Here is a 20,907-nt window from a genome sequence, read left to right as displayed (position 1 = left end):
TAAAATGTGGGATGGTGTAAATTTGGATAATAAGCATGAATATCTTATATTAGTCAATAAAAAAGAGATGGTGATTGAACGAACAGACAAAGAGGTTATTATACGGCTACCTTCTTATGTAAATACCGATGGACTACAGCGCTTAATTGATTATTTAACATATACAGAGGCGACGGCACAATCGAAAGCTAAACAAGCTGATGTTGATAAATTAGCAGAAGAGGTGAAATCCGGTTGGTGGAAACAAAACAGGAAGCGCTTTATTAAATGAAAATCGTACTTGATACGAATATTATTTTCAGTGTGCTGTTGAATTCAAATGGTGCCATTGGAGACTTAATATTTAATTCTAATAAGCAATTTGAATTCTACAGTTGTGGGTATATGCGTTATGAAATTCAAAACCATTGGGACAAGCTCAAAAAAATATCCAAATTGACAGATGAACAATTACAGATTTCCTACGCCCAGCTTCTGTCAAAAATAAAGTTCATCAACGAGGAAATTATCCCAGGAAGTATTTGGGAGGAAGCAGAAGAGATTACTAAAAATATAGATATCGATGATACAGATTTTGTCGCGCTGACCAAATTTTTAAAAGCAGCCTTATGGACGGGTGATAAAGTCTTGTATAATGGATTACAACAAGCTCGTTTCAAAAAAGTATTAAATACAGCAGAATTACAGGCTTTGAGAAAATAGAATACCTTTTTAAATAAAACCAAAGGGCGTGTTTTCGGACACGCCCTTTAAGGTTCAATTAAACAAAAACTATAAAACAATTATCTTCTTCCTGAACTACGTTCGTTATTTCTTTGTGTATGTCCTGACGCGGATCCTCGACTGGATGATGTTCTGCCGGGGCTGCTTCGTTGTACACGCGAAGAGCTTTGGCGAGAAACCGAGCTGGACGAATTTCCGCTCCGGGTCTGATGTACCTGCTGAGTGCTTGCCCGTTGACGTGTAGTCGGTTGGCTGCGTTGTGTCCTTTGTTGACGCTGAACCTGGGGTGCTGACGATCGGGTATTATTCCGCTCGGTACGATTACGCTGAACCTGATTTTCCCGCTGATTATTGCGTTGCACTTGTGGACGTTGTTCCGTCTGACGAGCCGCCGGTCTTTGGCTTGTGCGTGATGTATTTCTTTCTCTTACTGTAGCCTGACCGTTTTTGTCGATATGCATTTCGCGTGTCGTGCGGCTATTTGTCGTGCCTCGACTGTTTCCACTGACTCTCGTTTGCCCGGTGCTGCGATTGGTCGTCGTCGGCCGTGCCTCGGGACGACGTGTCGTACTTTGGCTGTTTCTGCCGGAAGTAGCACGATCGTTGCCACGGATTTCACGTGTTGTCGTTCCGACACGTCTTGATGTGGTCCGGTTTTTATCCCGGTCCGGTCTGTAGATTGACACTATTCTCTTGTCTACGCGCGATGCTCCAGGACGGGTGGATTGGCGCACTTGGTGCACATTTATACGACGGCCGATGGTTCTTTCCATGTCCCGACGTGATGGTCCACCACGATAATGACGGTTGTTGACGATGTAGGTGTTGTTTATGATCGTTGTATGATTGTAGATATTACGTCTGCCGATATGGCTATAGCGATATATATCCCGTGCGAAGATGCGCCTTGTCGGTGCAAAGATCCAAAGATTTATCGGAATGCCTACTGAAACGTGTACGCCCACCCGCGGCATCATCGGAGCCCATCCGTAATAGCCGTTGCCCGAACGCCACTCTACCCATGCCGGACCCCACTCGTAGCCGGGTATCCATCCCCATCCTCGGTAAGAGGTATATACCCATCGACCGTAATGGAAAGGTGCCCAGCCCCAGGCATAGTTTGATACCCACGTGTTACCGTATTCTGTCATGGCCCAATACCCGTTGGTATTATAAGGGCGAAAGCCTGCAGACACATTGGGAAACCAAATATCGCCATGTTGGGGGTCGTTTTCCCAAAAGCCGTAGGGGGTCAATTCGTTATAGAAAAGATCGAATGACACTTCTCCGTAGCCTTGGGCGTGTGCTTTAGGCAAAGAAAGAATACTGAATAGCATGATAACGGCTGCCGTTATAATGGACGTGATGGATCTCTTTTTCATGGCTCTACCTCTTTTAAGTTTAACTTCAATTTTGGTAGTATGACACGATGCTCACTGTGATGGTTTAAAGGGAGCGAAGAGCAATAGCCGAGTGTTACTGTTTTGTTACAAAAGCATAGGAACTGTACAGCTCCTATGCTATTTTTATGATTTAAACTTGTTTAAGGCTTTTTATGGACTACTGTGAGAATTTTACATCGCCAAACGGATAAAATGTGGTCACATCGATGTTAGTATACTTCAACGCATCTAAACGTGTAGTGCCAAACCAATTACCTGGAGCATCCACGATGAAGATACTTGGAGCGTATCCTGTCTCATCAAAACCTCTACGGAAATGAACACGGCTTTTTAACACGATCACATCGTAATCGTCGGGATTGATAGGGCCGAAGCGCAGTTCATCCGGCGTGATACACTGTTGATATCCCGGTGTTAAAACCAAAATATTACCATCACCAAATGCTATAGCAGCCACTCGGTCGTAACCCCAAAGCGAACCCCGCCAGATTAATTTTCCGTTGATATGAACAGGGCTCCCAGCTTGTTCACCGGTGTATCCGCCGACCAGCATATCAAATGGGGCACCGGGCTGTAAGTCTTGCTTCCATATGCTATCTAAAGCATTCACGTCCGTCAAAGCGGCATATAACACGTTGTCTACCCTTTGTTTAATGAGCTCGTGCAATGTCCATGTCCCATCGCCCGGACGATCCCAATAATCGGCTAAGATTACTGGCGTCTTCTCATTGGTAATGGCCAACCTTGTTTGTTTAACTGCAGCTTCCGGTTGCAAGAACTCGCCTTCGCTCCAGCCTTGGCGTACCCGCCAAATAAATTCAGACATATCATCAGCAATCTTATTTGCTAAGGCTTGATCATTATTGGTCATCACTTGTACACAAGTGCCGACATCAGGGACATCAGCCCAAGGGAAGCCTAAAAATATATTGACATATGCACCCGGATATTCGTTTTCCCAACGTCTGGCTCGTTCGTAAATGTTCATCATAGGCGATTGACCTGTCCATTGCAATACGGTAGCCGTAAGTATGGGGATTTGCTTTGCCGCCTTTGTCGGTTTGTATTCGCCCCGCATCATCTGATGGATATACCGTGCGGCCCGTTCACCTTGCTGATACGAGTCATAGTGCGGAAAACGTTTGTTAACAAAAGAACCGTCCGCCCACTCAAAAAAAGCTTGGTCTTCGTTGCCATGTAAATCAAAAGTTGCCACGATGGGGATATCGGGTCCTACAACTTCGCGGAAGCGTTTGGCAATTTCAGCTTCTGGGCGATCTATGCCTCGGACAGCCATAGCACCATGTAAGGCTAAAAATACACCATCTACCGGCATGGCGGCCTTGAGGTCGTTCAGCATTAAATTGACGAAATGGTCAAATACCTCCTGTTTATTCCACGTCCTGGAAGATCCCCCAAATACGTCCCGCGGGCTTGTCAATCCAATGAGAGTCATGTTGTCAAACTGACCTGCTTGCTGTACAAACCCCTGGATGAAGTCGTTGCTCTCCCAGTCTTTTGTACCTTGTAGTAACTCCTCGCCTTTTAGAGGGGCTCCTCGATAAGTCCAATCGTCGATTCCGGGCTCTTCACCCGGGCAAAATGTACATGTCTCATGTGAGAATGCAGCGACAGCGACGCGATAGGATGACGATGAAGCTTTCTCTTTTTTACTGTTGCACGCAAAAAAAAGTAGTACCATACCTATTAACCATCCGTGTTTGAGAAAAATTATTGTTCCGGTACGTTTCATATAAAGTGTGTATGTTTAAAAACAACTGTATCTATATTACCCAGTGCTTGCGTTTAATTTTTTATGCGTTGGAACCACACGTTTCTGGCGCGCGGTACACTGATATAAAAGCCTGTGACCGTTCCCTGTTTATCTCTTTCGAAAAGTATGGTGTTGCCCGTTCCCTGTGAAAATGAATCCTTGGCTGCCGGTTTTAGTCTTCTGTTCCGGTTGCTTTTGGAAAGTAAGAGGAGGGAACCATTTTTGACGGATGCCTGCAGTTCCCCATCACATGCCGTGCTTATATAGCGTCCTTGGTATTCTGCTAATGCTTCTTCTTTTAAAACATAGGAATCCGCTTTCTTTTCTTCTTGTGGCTTTTTTGCTGATTTTTCCTCTCCGAAGAACAATGCTGCTATACTGTTGCCCGTCTTTGTCGTCGGTAAGCTGGTGTCGTTAGAAAGATAGACAATAGAGAGTGAGGTCTCCGGAAAATACGATAGTACAGCCCGATATCCTGCCGTTGCTCCTGTGTGGGATACTACCGGACGACCGTTATACGTTTTCATAAATACGCCACCGGCATACTCGATGGTGTCGCCGTTGTTCAGCAGACCTTGTTCTGTGCGTAATTTCAATAGTGCGTCACCACCTATCGGGCTGTTTTTCCAACTGCTATTCCATTTATCCAGATCGGCAACGGTCGTCAACAATGCTGCGTGACCATAAGTGTTTTCAAACGGCATGTCCATTTCATGACCGTCGCCGCTTTTGCTGTAGCCAATTGCCCTATGGGGAACAATTTTCCGAAAATCTGTCCGCCAACTGGTGGAATGCATGCCCAAGGGTTTGAAAATCCGCTCCCGTGTAAAATCCGCCAGCTTTTGTCCGGAAACACGTTCGGCGATAAAAGTCAATAGGGTATAATTGGAGTTGCTGTATATATATTCGTCCCCGGGGGTGTTGTTCAGTGTCGGTTGCTTGGTGATGTAGTCCAGTGCGAGGCTATTGGTGTACACCCGAGTCCCGCGTGGCCAACCTGCGATGGAGGCTATTACTCCCCAGTCCTTTAGCCCACTGGTGTGGTTGAGTAGGTGCCTGACGGTAATCGTCTTTTCGTACGTAGGTAGTTCAGGAATATACTTTCGCACGTCGTCGTCCAAACCGATCTTGCCTTCCCGTATCAGCAGCAGTACAGCTGTTGCGGTAAACTGTTTCGATACTGACCCCGCTTCGATACGGGTGCTATCTGTAATCGGAGCACCATGTTCCAGATCCGCCATCCCTTTATGTTTATGATAAAGCGTTTGGCCATTTCTGCTGACCATTACCGAAACTCCTGGTGTGTGTTGGTTCACCTTTTCGAATAGGGCATCAATTTTATTGATCGTGTCCTGTAAGGTTTGTGCTGCAGCAAAGAAAGGCATACAGGCCAATAGGCTAAGCAGCAGGGTATATCTCTTGATAATCATCTGAATGTATGTTAATCGTTGAACAAATCCTGATCTGGCCATTCGACCGAAGCCGAGACAATATTCTCCAGTAATGTCTGTAAATTGCTGGCGTTGCCATTCACCATAATAGCTGCGACGAATCCCGATCCGGTACGCAGCCAGTGGCTACGGCTTCCGGAATAGGAGCCGCCATGGTACCAGGTTCCGCCATTGAGCATAATGCCTAATCCATAATTTCTATAATTATATGGAGGCGTCGTCATGGTTTGGATGGTGTTGCTTGCTAAGATATCGGGTACGGACGACGATCCATCAATGTGCACAAACAGGCGTGCTAGATCGGCTGCTGTGGCAATCCAACCTCCATTGGCGTCACGTCTGGAAAAGTTTCCGGTATATGCACTGGCATGGTGATATCTGGATTCGTTCGGTTTCCGCTCTTCCAATGTTGTACCTCCGATTTCCATGTCGGTAATACCGACAGGACTGAGGATTTCATCTTTTACATATTGCTCATAGCTTTTTCCGCTGATTTTTTCGATTACGCGGCCCAGTATCATAAATCCTACATTGGAGTAGGCATAGCTTGTACCGGGTGCTTTACTCAACGATACATTGTCAATGATGTACGAAATCAATTGAGGAGCATCTAGACTACTTTGTAACATCGTCGGGTCATTGCTGGCATTTCCCCACCCACCTACATGGTGCGAAAGGCAATGCTTGACCGTAAGGTCGGTTACATAAGTTCGATACGGCCTTCTCGATCCAAAATCATTTCCCAAAATACCGCCCTCGCCAAAAATCTTATCGTCCAGTTCCAATTTACCCTCCTCTACAAGTTTCATGATCGCAATAGCAGTCACTGTTTTTGAAATACTGGAAATCCGCGATCGCGTATTCACCGCCATACGTTCCCCACTTTCATTATCGGCAAACCCGTAGGCCTTGGTGTAGACGAGCTTGCCATTACGCGCCACAGCTAAGGTGGTACCCGGTACAGCGTTTTGGCTCATGTACCGATACACCAAGTCATCCACCTTAGTGAGCCCGTCACCCGCCGGAGGGGCGGGTGGGGGATTACTATCCTTCGAACAAGCTCCAAAAGCCACTATTCCTACAAAGGCTACGATTATTGCCTTTATGCTAAACTTAAACATATTATTTTCCTTATTATTCCCTTTTTTATTCACTTGTTCTAACATTATTCAGGCCAAAAAGTATTAACATTCAATGGATGGTTGCTGAGTTCTCCTTCAAAATACACCGATGGGTCGTCTACACTCGTGAACTTGATCCTATCCCCCGTACGGGTCATCGCAAATTCTGTGACCATCAGGAAGTTGTCGATCAGCTGAGGCGCACGGGTCGCTCCACCGTTAGCGTCCTGGAAAATGAACGCAAATGGTTTGACATGTCCGTCGTAGTCAACTCGCCATTGGAAGCGCATAGGACCCATAAATTTTGCACCTGATGCGGTATAATAGTAGTTGACGACACGTACGTCCTGAAAATTGAAGGTTGGATCGAAATAAAATAGCATCTTATGTAACCGTCGACCTGGTGTATTAGTCCCGATGCCAGCAAAAACAGCGTCATAGGCTTCTTGCCAACGTGTTTGGAACGCCGGTGATTGGGTAGACGAGGCAGGATCGATGTACAGGGTGGTAAAGTATCCGCCATCACCATCTGTAAAGAGATCGTGCATCGCTGGCGAAGAAGGAAACGGTCTTATTGAACCCGTTGCATTCAGCGTAGCCAACGGCCCGAGGATATACGACGTAGGATCATCCGTACGGAACAACCCGCCAAGCTGTACCTCGGGACGATCAGGTGTCGCGATAGTTGGATCTACCCAGTCTACCTTAAATTCGTGTTTTTCCAGATAATCGCCCAAGATGGGGTAGAAATTGGTACGTTGCGAATTTCCGTTGCCGTTAGCCTCTTTAAATACAAGGCTGCCTATTCCTTGAGCATCCAGTACCATCTCATAGGTCCATGTCGCGTAAGCACCTACAGATAAGCCATTACCTCCGCCTCCATAGTATTGCGCGACTACGGTAACTAAATTATCGTTTCCAAAATAAATATACATACTATGTAATCGACGTGGACCGCCACTCTGTGCGGCTAAATTCGCCGCCGATTGTTCGATCCGTTGGCGGATGTCGGCCGGAATATATGGATTCAATGGGTCGAAGTAAATACTGTTGTAGTAACTGTCTGGACCTAGTTGTTCATGTAGCGCATGCCCTTCAACTGGTGGCCCGGTTAATAAGATGGCCAAACCTAGCCGTTTGTAATTTTCACTGACTTTGACCGCATCGTTGCCAACGAGCTCCAACACTACAGTATCTCTACCAGCTTCGGCAGGAAAGTCTAATACTTCGATCGATAAATACCCCACACTGCTGTTCGCTGGGATGACGAATTCCCCACCCTCAGGCACCCTAAAATGAGTTCCTTCGGTAGCCGTGGTTTCTTCGGGTACGATACGATAATGTAGGGTCTGATCGGTATCAAATTGTCCACCGATTAAATTGACCTGGTAGGTCTGCACACCTGCTCCCTTCTCATAAGGGCCCTTAATGGGATAGGTTTTGCCCGGCGCTTTGCTTTCCCACGTTGTTGCGTCTATTTCGACCATTTTTTCTGTAAAAAGAAAATCTTCCGTAAAATCCTTGAAACAGGAAGCTAAAGTGGATAAAACCAACAGCATAGCGCTTAAGGCACCTATGCGTCTTGCTATTTTTATCTTTGATAAAATCATTTTCAATGTGTTTTTAAATCTTAAAACTTATAGATCAAAGTTCTGCTTCAAATTCGTGTTGCGTTGCACTTCCGAAAACGGGAGAGGAGCCAATATCCGCGGTTCATCGAACCGTACATTTCCAGACGCCTTCGTAATATCCATGCCCTGTCGTTTGAGGTCAAAGAAGCGGTGTCCTTCAAAAGCGAGCTCAAGACGGCGTTGCAACAAAATTTCATCAATAAGTGGTTGGCCGGTAAGCGTTTCCAGCACTGGAGTAAGTCCAGCTCTTTCCCGAATGCGGTTTAGATCTTGCCGGGCGAGATCATAGATTTCTGATTTGGCGTACGCCTCGGCACGATTGAGGTATACTTCAGATACACGGATAACAGGTACGTTGTCGTGATTGATTGCACTTCGACTCAAATATTTAGTAATTTCTGTCCGGCTTGCATTTCTCCCCACGCCATTTATGAAAAGTTCGCGGCGTATATCGTTACTTGTGTACTTGCTGTAAAGATCTGGACTCACAACGACGTTGCCCCGACTTGAAAAATCTGACTCCGTCAACTCTAGCCGAGAAGTAAATGTTGCACGTAATGATTCATTGACCGGATCGACATAATCGCCTAAGTGAAAGACAACTTCAAAGATAGACTCGGGTAACTTCATTCGACGCCATCCGGCGATATAGCTATCTTTGCTCATAAATTTACTGGCACTTAATTCCAATGCGGCCTCTGCTTCGGCGATTACCCTATCGTAATCTTCGTTGTAAAGCGCAACCCTAGAGAACAGTGCAGCAGCTGCTGCTGCAGAGGCATAGTATTCCGAATCCGATCCGTTGGAGGCCTTACCTAATAAGAGGTTGTAAGCTGTTTCCAGATCGTCATAAATCAATTCGTAAATGACTTCAACGCTAGCTCGAGAGGGGTATACGATCTGTTCTATGCGGAGCACGGGATCGAGTACCAACGGAACGCTACCATAATTGACTTCGTCGATACTCGCTTTGGGGTCATAGCCGTATATTTTCGATAAATTATGGTAATAGAGAGCACGTAGAAAATGAGCCTGTCCGGCTATATTTTCTTTAAATTCCGTCGTCACACCCTCAGGTGGATTTTCGAGTACGAGCAGAATGTTGTTGATCTCGTTGATCGCGGAGTAACTACTGCCCCAAATTCCTAAATGGGCTCCCGGCTGATTGCGGAATTGCGGATTTAACGTAGTGGGATTGTTTGTATGATTTGTATTGTCCGCCAATAATTCCGGGATAGCGATGAGATCCCTGCCGTATTGACTTGTCTGTCGGAGATAGGCATAGACCGAATAAAGGGCCGCTTGGATACCTGCTGGGGTTGTTAGAGCTTCCTCAGAATTGACAGATTGTTTCGGGGTGATGTCCAGTATCTTGTTACAGGAAGAGAATAATGTGACTCCTGCCAAACAGATGAGTATTAATTTCTTTATAGATGTGTTCATTTTATTAGCTATTAAAATCCAACTTGAATACCTGCTGTAAAACTCATGGTTTGAGGCACAATTCCGCTGTTGTTTTCGACCGATCCGTCGACGGCGAATTCGGGATCGTATCCGACCCATTTGGTCCATGTATGTAGATTTACAGTAGTGAGGTACACACGCGCTCTTTCCATTTTTAATTTACTCAACAAGGGCGACGGGAACTGATACCCTAAGGTCACCTCACGCAAGCGGATAAATGATGCGTCGTGCAGGAATTGGGTAGTCGTTGAGCTTCGTGTACTGCTGTTGGTTTCAGCTCCTCCATTGATAGGCCTTGCGACATGAGTGATTTGTCCCGGAGTAGTCCATCTTTCGTCATATAACTCCTGCAGCGTGTTTCTGCCCGGGTTGCTCATGACATTATACCATACCTGATACATGGTATTGGCCATGTAGCGTCCCATGTCGAAATGGAACAACGTGCTTAAATCAAACCCATTGTAGGAAAATGTATTGGTCAGACCACCGAAATAATCCGATTGCCAACCTTTCTTGGTCTCCACATTGTCTTCTGCAGATAACAGGTAGGTAATGTTGCCGTTGGCATCATACCACATCGGACGTCCGTTGGCCGAATTGACTCCTGCGTAGCGTGCACGATACCATATCTTCAGGGGATGACCAACGCGGATGGTATTGGAAATAAAATCTAAACCATCATACAACTCTTTCACCTCGTTCTGTAAGAAAGCGACGTTGAAGTTGGTTCGCCATTGGAAGCCGTTAGTCGATATGTTGAGTGTGTTCAGGTCGATCTCCAAACCTTGGTTCACTACACGTCCTAAATTCTCATCTACAGCGCTGAAACCACTGGTTTCTGGTAGTGGTTTGCTTATTAGCAATTGTCTGCTATTCCGATGAAAAGCCTCTACTGTTCCAGAAATCCGGTTTTTAAACAATCCGAAATCCAAACCAATATTGGTGGAAACGTTGGTCTCCCAACCTAAGTCATCGTTGGCGAGTGTCTGTAAGCGTAGTGCGGCAATTTTATTATAACGTGATCCGGCTTGATAGAATCCGCGTGAAGAAACGTTGTTGATCTGGTCATTGCCCACCATGCCGTATCCGACACGGAGCTTCAGCTGATCCACCCAAGAAGTACCTTCAAGGAATCGCTCTTGTGCCATATCCCATCCGGCAGAGATACCGGGGAAAAATCCAAATCGGTTATTCACCCCAAATCGCGATGAACCGTCGTACCGCGCAACGGCAGAGAGGAAGAGCTTGCTCTTGTAATTGTAGTTTGCTTGTCCGAAAAAGCCAACTCGTCGGCTCCCGCTCCATGCTCCTGTTACGGAATACGGATCCGCAGCCGATTGGTTTGTACGGAATTCATAAGTTGGAAAATTATTTGCCCTAGCCGATTCGTATTCGCTTACATCACTTCGGTATTCAGCTCCTAATAAAGCAGTAATCGTATGATTCTCATTGATCGTTTTCTTATAATTTAATGTCTGATTCGTCGTAAAATTCACATTTTCTGTATTGTCATCAATCAAGTATCCATTCCATGTTGCCCCATTTGGTGTTCGAGGGTCTCGGTAATAGTCAGCCCGGATAAAACGGTAATCTATACCATAAAACGATTTGAAGGTAAGATTGTCCAAGATTTTATAAGACACGGAGAAATTACCGATTAATGAACGTTGACGGACAATATTGTCATCTACGGTAGCGGCTTGAATGGGGTTGAAACCCGTTCCTGGCATACCCGTATAGGCGTTGAATGAACCGTCTGGATTGTAAATCGGTACAGTAGGCGGCATGTACGAAGCCGTATACTGGGGGGCAGCGACTCCCGACGTGCTTCCCTGCGAACCGGTGTTTCCATTTTGGGTTATCAGACTTAAGTTCGCCCCGGCGTCAAGCTGTAAACGTGGAGTTAAGGTCTGATTTAGCCGCATTTTAACATTCCCGCGTTGAAAATCTATGCCAGTGACATTTCCGTCGTGTTTGTTATACGAACTCGATAAGTAATAGGTTGCTTTTTCATTTCCGCCGGATGTATTGAATTCAATATTACGTACGCGCCCTGTTTTGAATGCTTCACCTTGCCAATCGTAGGTAGGGTATGCAGCAATTTCTTCTTCCGTCAGATCCGGTCGAACACCGAGATCGACTAAAGCTTGGGCCAACGCGGCAGTAGGACTTAAGCTTGGGTTATCGTTCAGTAGTGCTTCTCGGCGAAGACGAATTGCGTCCTGACTACTGAGCACGTCCATATTTTTAACCGGAGAAGAGATACCTTCGTAATAATTCAAGGAAAGTTTGGGTTTACCTGCTTTTCCTTGTTTTGTTGTAATCAAAATCACGCCGTTAGCAGCCTGAGCACCATAAATGGCCGATGCAGCAGCATCTTTTAATATTTCGATGGATTCGATGTCGTTTGGATTGATGTAAGCTAGCGCGTTCGTCGATGTACGGCTGCTCGGCGCACTGCTGTTCAATTGTACCCCATCGACAATATACATGGGCTCGGTTCCTGCAGAAATCGATCCAATTCCTCGAATATTGATTCGTGTGGCCCCTCCGGGAACACCGGTAGAGGTCTGTACCAAGACCCCGGCTGCTCGTCCCTGTATGGCTTTATCCAAGGACTGGATCGGCATGTTTTCAAAATCTTCGCCTTTCACGGTCGACATGGCTCCCGTAATACTTCGTCGTTCCTGTACACCATAACCTGTCACGACGATTTCATCCAAATTACTCACTTCTTGGTGTAGAACCACCGGGGACGGCAGGCTGCTTATGGCATAGTCGGCACGCTGATAGCCCAGCATAGAAAAGCGCAATCTCGAATTGCTGGTCACATTCAGCAACTGAAACACACCTTGCTCATTGGTCTGGGTACTGTTTGTGCCGTTGGTGGTGCTAACAGAAACACCCTGTAAGGGCTGTCCACTTTCGTTCACGACACGGCCCGATACAGTTTCCTGCTGGGTTTTCTCCTGAACGGATTCTTTACGAGGCGAAGGCGACGGCTTGATTAAGATCGTCTCTCCTTGGATGGCATAGGTCAACGGAAGTCCATTTAAAACGGCTTTCATGGTAGCATCCAATTCCATGTTTTTAATGTTTAACCGGATTTTGCCGATGTTTTTTACTTGTTCGTTGTTGTAGAGCACCAAGTAACCGGTCTGTGTTTGGATATTGTCCAAAATTGTTTCTAATGAAGAGCCCCGAACGTTCAGAGTCACTCGCTGCGAATAAGCAGCTATACTGGTCTGCATACAAACGAGCAGAATCAAGACGGTACATTTTATCCGTCGTAAACTAATTAAACCTAACTCCATACTTTTGTAATTGATTTTTCTTGGATAAAGACAATATATTCCTTGATGAACATGGCTGTGATAATTATATTAACTGCTTATAATAGAAACACGCTTGTTTTTAATTTGAAAACGGACCGTACTGGTTTGTTCCAGCATTTGGAGAACCTCGGAGAGACTAACATCTCGTTTGATCCCACCGGTAAAATGCAGTTGCGGTAAGCTATCGTAGTCTACGTTGAATTCATACCAGCGTTGCAGCTGTTTCATGACGTTGGTCAATGATTCGTTCCGAAAAACAAACTCGCCGTCTTTCCAGGCAATGGCATAGGTCGGCACGACCTCGTCAACAGTCAACCGTCCGTTTAGTTTTGTCGCTTGATGGCCGGGATGCAAGGTGACGGACTGTATCGAACTTCCTTCTTCTTTGTTGCCCTCCGTATTTATTTTTACCAATCCAGTGAGCAGTGTCGTGGTCGTCCGCTGTTCATTCGCATAGGCTTTCACATTAAAGGTCGTGCCCAGTACGCGAATTTGTTGTCCGTGTGTTTGTACGATGAAAGGTTTAGCGGTGTCGTGTTGTACTTCAAAATAGGCTTCTCCGCGGAGCACTACGCGACGTTGGTCGTCTCCAAATTTGGTAGGGTATTCGAGTGATGACTCGGCGTTCATCCAAACGGCGGTTCCATCGGGTAATGTCACTTTGTATTGTCCGCCTATCGGTGTCGAAAGCGTGGCGTATGGCGCAGCTTCAACAGCGCCGAGTTGGCTGCCATCCTCATACGCCAGGCCGTTTGCTGTATTAATGATACCGGATTTGGCTTCATCCAAGGTTATTGTTTTACCCGTGGACAAGGTTAGTGTCGCTTTATCTGTGCCGGGTAGTATATCCTCGCCGTGGATGCTGGTTAATGCTATCTCTTCGCTGACGGCAGGTTGCTTGTGGGTATAGACCCATAGGCTAATCCCAAAAATTATCGTAAGCGAGGCAGCAATAGGCAGCCAATAGCTTCTTTTTCTCGCTTTTAGGCTTTGTGCGATTCGACGATTGACAATGTCTAATTGTGCTCGAGTATCTGTTCGGTAGAGTCGTTTGAGGGTGGAAGCAAGTTCATCTTCGTTACCTAACGACGCAAAAATCTGTTGATTTCGCTCGCTCGCTGCCAACCATTGATTGAGTTTTTCCGACTCTTCTGTAGTAAGCGGTTGTTGTTGAATATGCTTGCGAAGTATTTCGCTTAGGCCAAAACTATTATGTATATCTAGGTTTTCCACAATTTCACTTTCCATAGAAACGGGAAACCGGCTGTCTTTCTCTAAAGAAAATGAAAAAAATTATATAGCTAGTAAGATAAGGGCAAATCCTGCTCCGGAGAGCCGCTGTTTTAGCAGGGAAATAGCGCGCGATTTTTGATTGTTTACCGTGCTTACAGTGATATGGAGTCCTTCAGCAATTTCTTTGGCGTCTTTCCCTTCTTCGAAAAACTGCTTCATGATAACGCGGCACTTCTCGGGTAAAAGTTCAATCGCTTCACTAACTTCACGGACAGCCTCGGTATAGATAATCTCTGATAAGATAATATCTTCCGCTTCTTGAAAGGAGGTCATGAATTTCTCAAAACGGCGTTGCCTGACTTGTTCTTTTGCAATTCGATCCAGACAGGCATTTTTGGTGACAATATACAGGAAGGCTTTAACATTTGACAATGTAGCTAATGTCTCTTTTCGATGAAATAATTTGAGAAAGGTATCTTGGACGATTTCCTCCGCGTCGATAAGATCTTGATTAGATAAAAGTCTGTTCGCAAAAAAAACCAGAGCCGGCTGGAATTGATAGAAGATATGATTGAAGGCAGTTTCATCCCCTTGCCGCAGCCTTTGCAACAGTTTTCTCTCGTCCGTTTGGAATTGGGTCTTCATCGGCATACCTCTCTGTATAACACAAATTTAATAAAATGTTAACAAAAGGAGAAATTGGCTAAAGAATAGAATGTGACATCTATCACATTTATTCACATTGTATATCATTAGAATGTCATCAGACTGTCTCTACTTTTACATCGGAAAAAATCAACACGAAGACTCATGTATGTAGAGCAGTTTAATTACGACAATAAGATTGTCCGCAATTTTGGAATTGCAACGGTCGTCTGGGGTATAATCGGCATGTCCGTCGGACTCATGATTGCCCTGCAGCTGATATGGCCGGCGATGAATTTTCTTAATCAATACACGACATTCGGTCGTGTACGCCCCGTGCATACCAACGCGGTTGTATTTGCATTTGTAGGGAATGCCATTTTTATGGGGGCATATTATTCCTTGCAGCGGGTGCTTAAAGCTCGGATGTTCAGCGATCTGCTGAGCAAGATCCATTTCTGGGGATGGCAACTTATTATTGTCGCTTCGGCTATTACTTTGCCATTGGGCTACACCACATCCCATGAGTATGCCGAAATGGAATGGCCCATCGACATCGGGATTACGATCATCTGGGTCGTCTTCGGAATAAACATGTTCGGTACAATTATTAAGCGTCGTGAACGGCACATGTATGTGGCCGTATGGTTCTATATTGCCACGTTTGTCACGGTAGCTGTCTTGCATATTGTCAATTCTATCCAGCTTCCGGTAAGCATGTGGAAAAGCTTCTATGTCTACGCCGGTGTGCAGGATGCCTTGGTGCAATGGTGGTACGGGCATAATGCTGTCGCGTTTTTTTTGACAACACCCTTCTTGGGGATGATGTACTACTTTTTGCCCAAGATGGCAAATCGTCCGGTATATTCTTATAAATTGAGTATCCTTCACTTCTGGTCGCTGATATTTATCTATATCTGGGCTGGTCCGCACCACTTGCTTTATACGTCCTTACCCTCATGGGTGCAGTCTTTGGGTGTCGTGTTTTCGGTCATGCTGATCGCACCGTCCTGGGGAGGAATGATCAATGGTTTGCTGACCTTACGGGGTGCTTGGGATAAAGTCCGAACAGAACCGGTGCTGAAATTTATGGTCGTGGCCTTGACTTGCTATGGTATGGCCACCTTTGAAGGTCCTATGCTGTCGTTGAAACAGGTCAACGCAATTGCTCACTTTACCGACTGGATTGTAGCGCACGTACACGTGGGGGCTTTGGGATGGAATGGGTTTATGACCTTTGCTATCCTGTACTGGCTGATACCCCGTATCTATAAGACACAGATTTATTCAAAGAAATTAGTCAATGTCCATTTTTGGATAGGCACCTTGGGTATTTTGTTCTACGCTATTCCGCTATACTGGGCAGCGGTCGTACAAGGTCTGATGTGGAAAGAGTTTACACCGGAAGGCGTGTTGAAGTATCCCAATTTTCTGGCTACTACGTTAGAAATTCTTCCAATGCATATGATGCGTGCATTAGGTGGGGCATTGTACCTGTCGGGTGCGATTATGATGACCTATAACCTAGTACGGACCATGAAGGCCGGTAAATTGATGGCCAATGAGTCTGCCGAGGCGCCAGCATTAGAGCCGGTACGGGTGACGGAGCGTTCGTCGCACCGTCGGTTGGAACGTAAGCCCGTGTTATTTATGGTATTGGCATTGATTGCGATATTGATCGGAGGTATCGTCGAAATGATACCGACGTTTACCATTCAGAGTAATGTGCCGAAGATTAAAAGTGTGCAGCCTTATACCGCGCTGGAACTGCAGGGACGGGATCTTTACATACGTGAAGGTTGTGTCAACTGCCACTCACAGACTGTAAGGCCATTCCGTTCGGAGACGGCACGCTATGGTGAATACAGTAAAGCAGGAGAATTTGTCTACGATCTTCCGTTCTTATGGGGTTCAAAACGGACCGGACCCGACCTGCACCGTATAGGGGGCAAATATCCGCATAAGTGGCATTTCGATCACATGCTGGATCCAACGATTACTTCTCCGGGAAGTATCATGCCCGCTTATCCATGGCTGATCGATCAGCAATTGGACAACAGTTCGCTGAAAGCTAAAATGAATGCCATGCGTGTTCTTGGTGTCCCTTATTCGAACGAAGATGTCGAGAATGCACTGGATCACGTGGCAAGACAGGCAAGTGAAATTACAAAAGACCTCGCTGCAAATCAGGTAGAAGTGCAGTCCGATCGGGAAATTATTGCGCTTATTGCCTATTTACAACGGTTGGGTACAGATATTAAGGCGGAGCCGAAAACAGCAACGACTAATGAACAAAAATAGGGTGATGACTAAAAATATAAAATAGTATGTTCAAGCAAATAACAAATTTACAGGGTGACGAAATCTACTTGATTATATCACTTTGGATATTCATCGTCTTTTTTGTGGCAGTAGGATGTATGTTGTTCTTTATGAAAAAGGACCATATCCAGTACATGAAAGATATACCATTCGATGGATCGGAGCAGGCAAACGATTATTCACCTGAAGAACGGAAGAAACTATGAGTTTATATCTATCAGCAGCGGAAGCAACTGTCGTACCCGCAACGAATTGGCTATCCGGTTCGGGAAATATATATATTGATATCCTGATCGTCACATTTGCTGTCGTGATGGTGGCACTGCTCATATTTGCGATTGCTGTTCAGCGTGCGATGCGCGAGATCTTGCAGATCACGATGCCCGAGGCAGTGGAGAAGGAAGTCGAAGAGGCTAGAGTCTCACGTGTTAAGCGACAAGAAAAATGGAAAAATACCTGGAATAATATTCTTGGTCTGCATCGCTTAGAAGAGGAGAAAGATCTGCTTATCGATCATGAATACGATGGTATTGTCGAGTTGGATAATCCGATTCCGGTCTGGTTTAATGTGTTGTTTTATTCGACCGTCGTCTTTGGATTTATATACTTGTTAGTGTATCATGTTTTTGGATGGGGAATGCACCAAGATCAGGAATACCTACATGAAGTAGCGCAGGCGGAAAAGGCAAAGCAGGAATATTTAGCACAATCGGCTAGTCTGGTCGATGAAAGTTCGGTGGAATTTAATGTAGCACTGGCTCCGGCGGGTAAGGCAATATTTATGGCGAATTGTGCGGCCTGCCATGGAAACAATGGAGAGGGTACAATTGGTCCGAATCTGACGGATCGGCATTGGTTGCATGGGGGGGAGATTAAAGATGTCTTCAAGACGGTGAAGTATGGCGTACCTGAAAAAGGAATGGTGCCTTGGGAGCAGACGTTGACACCGGCGCAAATAGCCGAGGTGAGTAGCTATATCATTACGCTGCGTGATACCAATCCCCCGAATGCGAAAGCTGCGGAAGGTATAGAAGTGCATGCTTACGAATCGGAGAGCGGTGGAGCAGCGGAAGCTGACCCTACCGTGGATGAATAATGTATGGTGTTTAATGAATAATTTTTGAATGTGTTATGGGAGCAGGAGTAAACGAAAGGAGAGCTGGTCAACCCAACCAAAAGAAAAAAAGACAGCGGTTATATGTGAAAAGGCCGGGAGGCCAATTTTACAACTATCGACAGTGGGTAGGCTATGGTTTGTTGGTATTTCTGCTCGCTGCTCCCTTTATCAAGATCGGAGGTAATCCTTTCTTGATGTTTAATATCGTCGAACGGAAGTTCTCGATATTTGGCAACATATTCTATCCGCAAGACCTGCATATCTTTGTCTTTGGTATGTTGATCATTATGGTCTGCATTGTCTTGTTTACGGCTGTTTTTGGACGGGTGTGGTGTGGATGGACCTGCCCGCAGACCATATTTATGGAATTGGTTTTCCGACGTATCGAATACTGGATTGAGGGTGACTGGACACAACAAAGGAAGTTGGATGAAGGTCCGAATACCGATGCCAAAGCTTGGAAAAAATTGCTTAAGCATACTATTTTTCTGGCGATCTCTTTTGTTATTTCCAACATCTTTCTGGCTTATATTATCGGTGTGGATGCGCTCTTTCGCATTATGACTGATCCCGTGGAGCAGCATATCGGTGGTTTTGTATCTATAGTGATCTTTACGCTGCTCTTTTACGGGGTCTTTGCGTATGTGCGGGAAATTGTCTGTACGACAATATGTCCGTATGGAAGATTGCAGGGGGTGCTGCTGGACGAACAGAGCATGACTGTCGCCTATAATGAAAAAAGGGGAGAGCCACGGGGGAAATTGCGGAAAGGAGAGACCGATGGTGATAATGGTGATTGTATCGACTGTAATTTGTGCGTCCAGGTATGTCCGACCGGGATTGACATCCGGAATGGGATACAGATGGAGTGTGTGAGCTGTACGGCCTGTATCGATGCCTGTGATGCGGTCATGGAGAAAATCGATAAGCCGAAGCGGCTGATAGGCTTTTATACGTTAGGCGAAATCGAAGGCAAAGGCGAATTCAAAAGAAACAAAACCCGGCAGGTGATTTATACGGCTATATTAGTGTTTTTGATTGGCATATTCGGGTATATGATCTTCAGTCGTTCGGAGATTGGAGGGTCGCTATTGCGTGCTACGGGTAGTACCTATCAAATCCGTCCGGACGGGACTGTCAGCAACCTGTATACGTTGGAGCTGATGAATAAGAGCGGGCACGAAATTGATTTTGAACTGGTACCTGAAGACCCGGACCTGCAGCTACAACTGGTCAACAAGATCCATAAACTGACGAAAGACGGATCGGCAAAAATGAGTTTTTTCCTGATCGGAAAGCGGGAGAATGTACAAAGCTATAAAACGAAGGTAAGTGTCCATGTCATATCGGAGGGCAAGGTGGTCGAAAAGCTTAAAACGACCTTCATTGCACCTCCGGGATCTTAAAACAAAGTTATGGGAGTGATGGTGGTTATAGAGGTTATAAAAGATCATGATATGCAGTGCTTCCTTAACTTCCATCACCATTATAGCTTCGTAACTTTAAAATACAGAAACTATGAATTGGGGAATAAAGATCGTAGTCGGCCTGGCTACATTTATGTTGTTTATTATTGGAGCAGGGGTCTATATGATTACCCAGGATTCCGATTCGTTGCTGGATGAGGACTACTATGAAAAAAGTTTGGTCTATGATGAAGTCTATGAACGCAAGCAGAATGTTGTGGACGATCGTGCCAAGCCTATTGTCCGGCTGGAGCAGGATACGCTAGCTATCGTTTTTACGAGTCCGGGGAATGAAGGGCAGCTTTCCTTCAAACGACCGTCCGACGGTCAGCTGGATAAAAAAATCCCACTTTATACGGCTACCGAAGTTTTTAAACTTCCGATTTCGTCTTTTACGAAAGGGAGCTGGCTTTTAGAAATTTCTTGGGAGAATGAACATAAAACGTATATAGATACCCGTACCGTGTACATACAGTAAATACAGATGACTTACCACTACTTGGCTTTCTTTATGGGTTTGTTTGGCAGTGTGCACTGTGCCGCCATGTGCGGACCTTTGCTTATCGCCGTACAGGGTGGTCAGACGATATCGTGGCAACAGACCTGGAATAAGCTGCTCTATCAATTTGGACGTATTATGACTTATGGTGGTATCGGTCTGCTTTTAGGTGGATTGGGTAGTCTGGCTGTTATTCAGGAAGGGCAGCAATTTCTCTCCATTTTTACAGGGGTAATATTGGTAGGTCTAGGTCTTTTTTATGCCATAGGAAAAAAGTCGTCTGGTATAGCACGTGTTCAGACACGGGCGATCCAGCCGTTTGTGAAGATGATGGGGAAGTGGCTCTATCGGCCGGGAGGGTCTCTTGTGGCGGGCATATTGAACGGTATATTACCCTGCGGCATGGTCTATATGGCTCTTGCATCGGCGATGAATGCAGATGGTGTCATGAATAGTTGGCTTTTTATGGTGCTTTTTGGCTTGGGCACTTTGCCGTTGATGTTGGTATTTTCTTTCGGTGCCAACTTTTCCAGAAAGCTGGTTCAAGGACGTTTTGCCAAACTTCTACCGGTCTTATACCTGATTATGGGTGCCTGGTTTATCTTAAGAGGAGCTAACCTGGATATTCCGTACCTCAGCCCGTTGATCCATGTCGAAGGGGCGATCCAGTGTTATTAGGTCGTTACGAGGTTATGTCGTTATGGTGGTTATGTAGTTATGACG

Annotated in this window: 17 protein-coding genes; 8 read left to right on the top strand and 9 right to left on the bottom strand. The window is 45.6% G+C overall.

The genetic code is table 11. The annotated features are described in order from the left end of the window. The first annotated feature begins 4 nt into the window (after positions 1-4). Complete coding sequence (locus G5B30_RS00615; RefSeq protein WP_206366962.1) at positions 5-271, top strand: hypothetical protein; 267 nt, start codon at positions 5-7, stop codon at positions 269-271. Beyond that, positions 268-702, top strand: coding sequence for a PIN domain-containing protein (locus G5B30_RS00610; RefSeq protein ID WP_165318015.1), 435 nt, complete (start codon positions 268-270; stop codon positions 700-702). Before G5B30_RS00615 ends, G5B30_RS00610 begins: the two co-directional genes overlap by 4 nt. A gap of 80 nt (positions 703-782) precedes the next feature. On the opposite strand, the gene G5B30_RS00605 is transcribed toward G5B30_RS00610, so the two are convergent. From G5B30_RS00605 to G5B30_RS00565, 9 genes are all read right to left on the bottom strand, one after another. Further along, positions 783-2,105, bottom strand: coding sequence for a DUF6600 domain-containing protein (locus G5B30_RS00605; protein ID WP_165318014.1), 1,323 nt, complete (start codon positions 2,103-2,105; stop codon positions 783-785). Positions 2,106-2,283: 178 nt separating this feature from the next. Then, the gene (locus tag G5B30_RS00600) at positions 2,284-3,828 is read right to left on the bottom strand and encodes a M81 family metallopeptidase (protein WP_165318013.1); all 1,545 of its coding nucleotides are present in this window, start codon (positions 3,826-3,828) and stop codon (positions 2,284-2,286) included. Between the two features lie 104 nt (positions 3,829-3,932). Then, complete coding sequence (locus G5B30_RS00595; protein ID WP_165318012.1) at positions 3,933-5,330, bottom strand: serine hydrolase domain-containing protein; 1,398 nt, start codon at positions 5,328-5,330, stop codon at positions 3,933-3,935. Positions 5,331-5,341: 11 nt separating this feature from the next. Next, a complete protein-coding gene (locus G5B30_RS00590) occupies positions 5,342-6,472 on the bottom strand; it encodes a serine hydrolase domain-containing protein (RefSeq protein WP_165318011.1) in 1,131 nt (376 codons plus the stop codon). Between the two features lie 44 nt (positions 6,473-6,516). After that, positions 6,517-8,082 carry a DUF4843 domain-containing protein gene (locus G5B30_RS00585; protein WP_165318010.1) on the bottom strand — a complete coding sequence of 522 codons (1,566 nt, stop codon included), beginning with the start codon at positions 8,080-8,082 and terminating at the stop codon, positions 6,517-6,519. Positions 8,083-8,109: 27 nt separating this feature from the next. Then, entirely contained in the window at positions 8,110-9,546 is a 1,437-nt protein-coding gene (locus tag G5B30_RS00580; RefSeq protein WP_165318009.1) for a RagB/SusD family nutrient uptake outer membrane protein, read from the bottom strand. A gap of 11 nt (positions 9,547-9,557) precedes the next feature. Then, positions 9,558-12,881, bottom strand: coding sequence for a TonB-dependent receptor (locus tag G5B30_RS00575; protein WP_165318008.1), 3,324 nt, complete (start codon positions 12,879-12,881; stop codon positions 9,558-9,560). Positions 12,882-12,950: 69 nt separating this feature from the next. Then, a complete protein-coding gene (locus G5B30_RS00570) occupies positions 12,951-14,150 on the bottom strand; it encodes a FecR family protein (RefSeq protein WP_165318007.1) in 1,200 nt (399 codons plus the stop codon). A gap of 45 nt (positions 14,151-14,195) precedes the next feature. Continuing rightward, complete coding sequence (locus G5B30_RS00565) at positions 14,196-14,780, bottom strand: RNA polymerase sigma factor (RefSeq protein ID WP_165318006.1); 585 nt, start codon at positions 14,778-14,780, stop codon at positions 14,196-14,198. Positions 14,781-14,945: 165 nt separating this feature from the next. Here G5B30_RS00565 and ccoN point away from each other — a divergent pair, with 165 nt between their 5' ends. From ccoN to G5B30_RS00535, 6 genes are all read left to right on the top strand, one after another. Next, positions 14,946-17,081, top strand: a complete 2,136-nt coding sequence (gene ccoN, locus G5B30_RS00560) for a cytochrome-c oxidase, cbb3-type subunit I (RefSeq protein WP_165318005.1) — start codon at positions 14,946-14,948, stop codon at positions 17,079-17,081. Between the two features lie 26 nt (positions 17,082-17,107). After that, positions 17,108-17,308, top strand: coding sequence for a hypothetical protein (locus G5B30_RS00555; protein ID WP_165318004.1), 201 nt, complete (start codon positions 17,108-17,110; stop codon positions 17,306-17,308). Beyond that, complete coding sequence (locus G5B30_RS00550) at positions 17,305-18,198, top strand: cbb3-type cytochrome c oxidase N-terminal domain-containing protein (protein WP_165318003.1); 894 nt, start codon at positions 17,305-17,307, stop codon at positions 18,196-18,198. Before G5B30_RS00555 ends, G5B30_RS00550 begins: the two co-directional genes overlap by 4 nt. 35 nt (positions 18,199-18,233) lie before the next feature. Beyond that, complete coding sequence (gene ccoG, locus G5B30_RS00545) at positions 18,234-19,625, top strand: cytochrome c oxidase accessory protein CcoG (RefSeq protein ID WP_165318002.1); 1,392 nt, start codon at positions 18,234-18,236, stop codon at positions 19,623-19,625. A 112-nt stretch (positions 19,626-19,737) separates the two neighbouring features. Then, complete coding sequence (locus G5B30_RS00540) at positions 19,738-20,163, top strand: FixH family protein (RefSeq protein WP_165318001.1); 426 nt, start codon at positions 19,738-19,740, stop codon at positions 20,161-20,163. Between the two features lie 6 nt (positions 20,164-20,169). After that, a complete protein-coding gene (locus tag G5B30_RS00535; RefSeq protein WP_165318000.1) occupies positions 20,170-20,862 on the top strand; it encodes a sulfite exporter TauE/SafE family protein in 693 nt (230 codons plus the stop codon). Positions 20,863-20,907 lie beyond the last annotated feature (45 nt).

Source organism: Sphingobacterium sp. SGG-5, from assembly GCF_011043525.1.
In the GTDB taxonomy this organism is placed as follows: domain Bacteria; phylum Bacteroidota; class Bacteroidia; order Sphingobacteriales; family Sphingobacteriaceae; genus Sphingobacterium.
The sequence above is the reverse complement of the archived record's forward strand: the minus strand, read 5'-3'. Positions and strand labels throughout refer to the sequence as shown.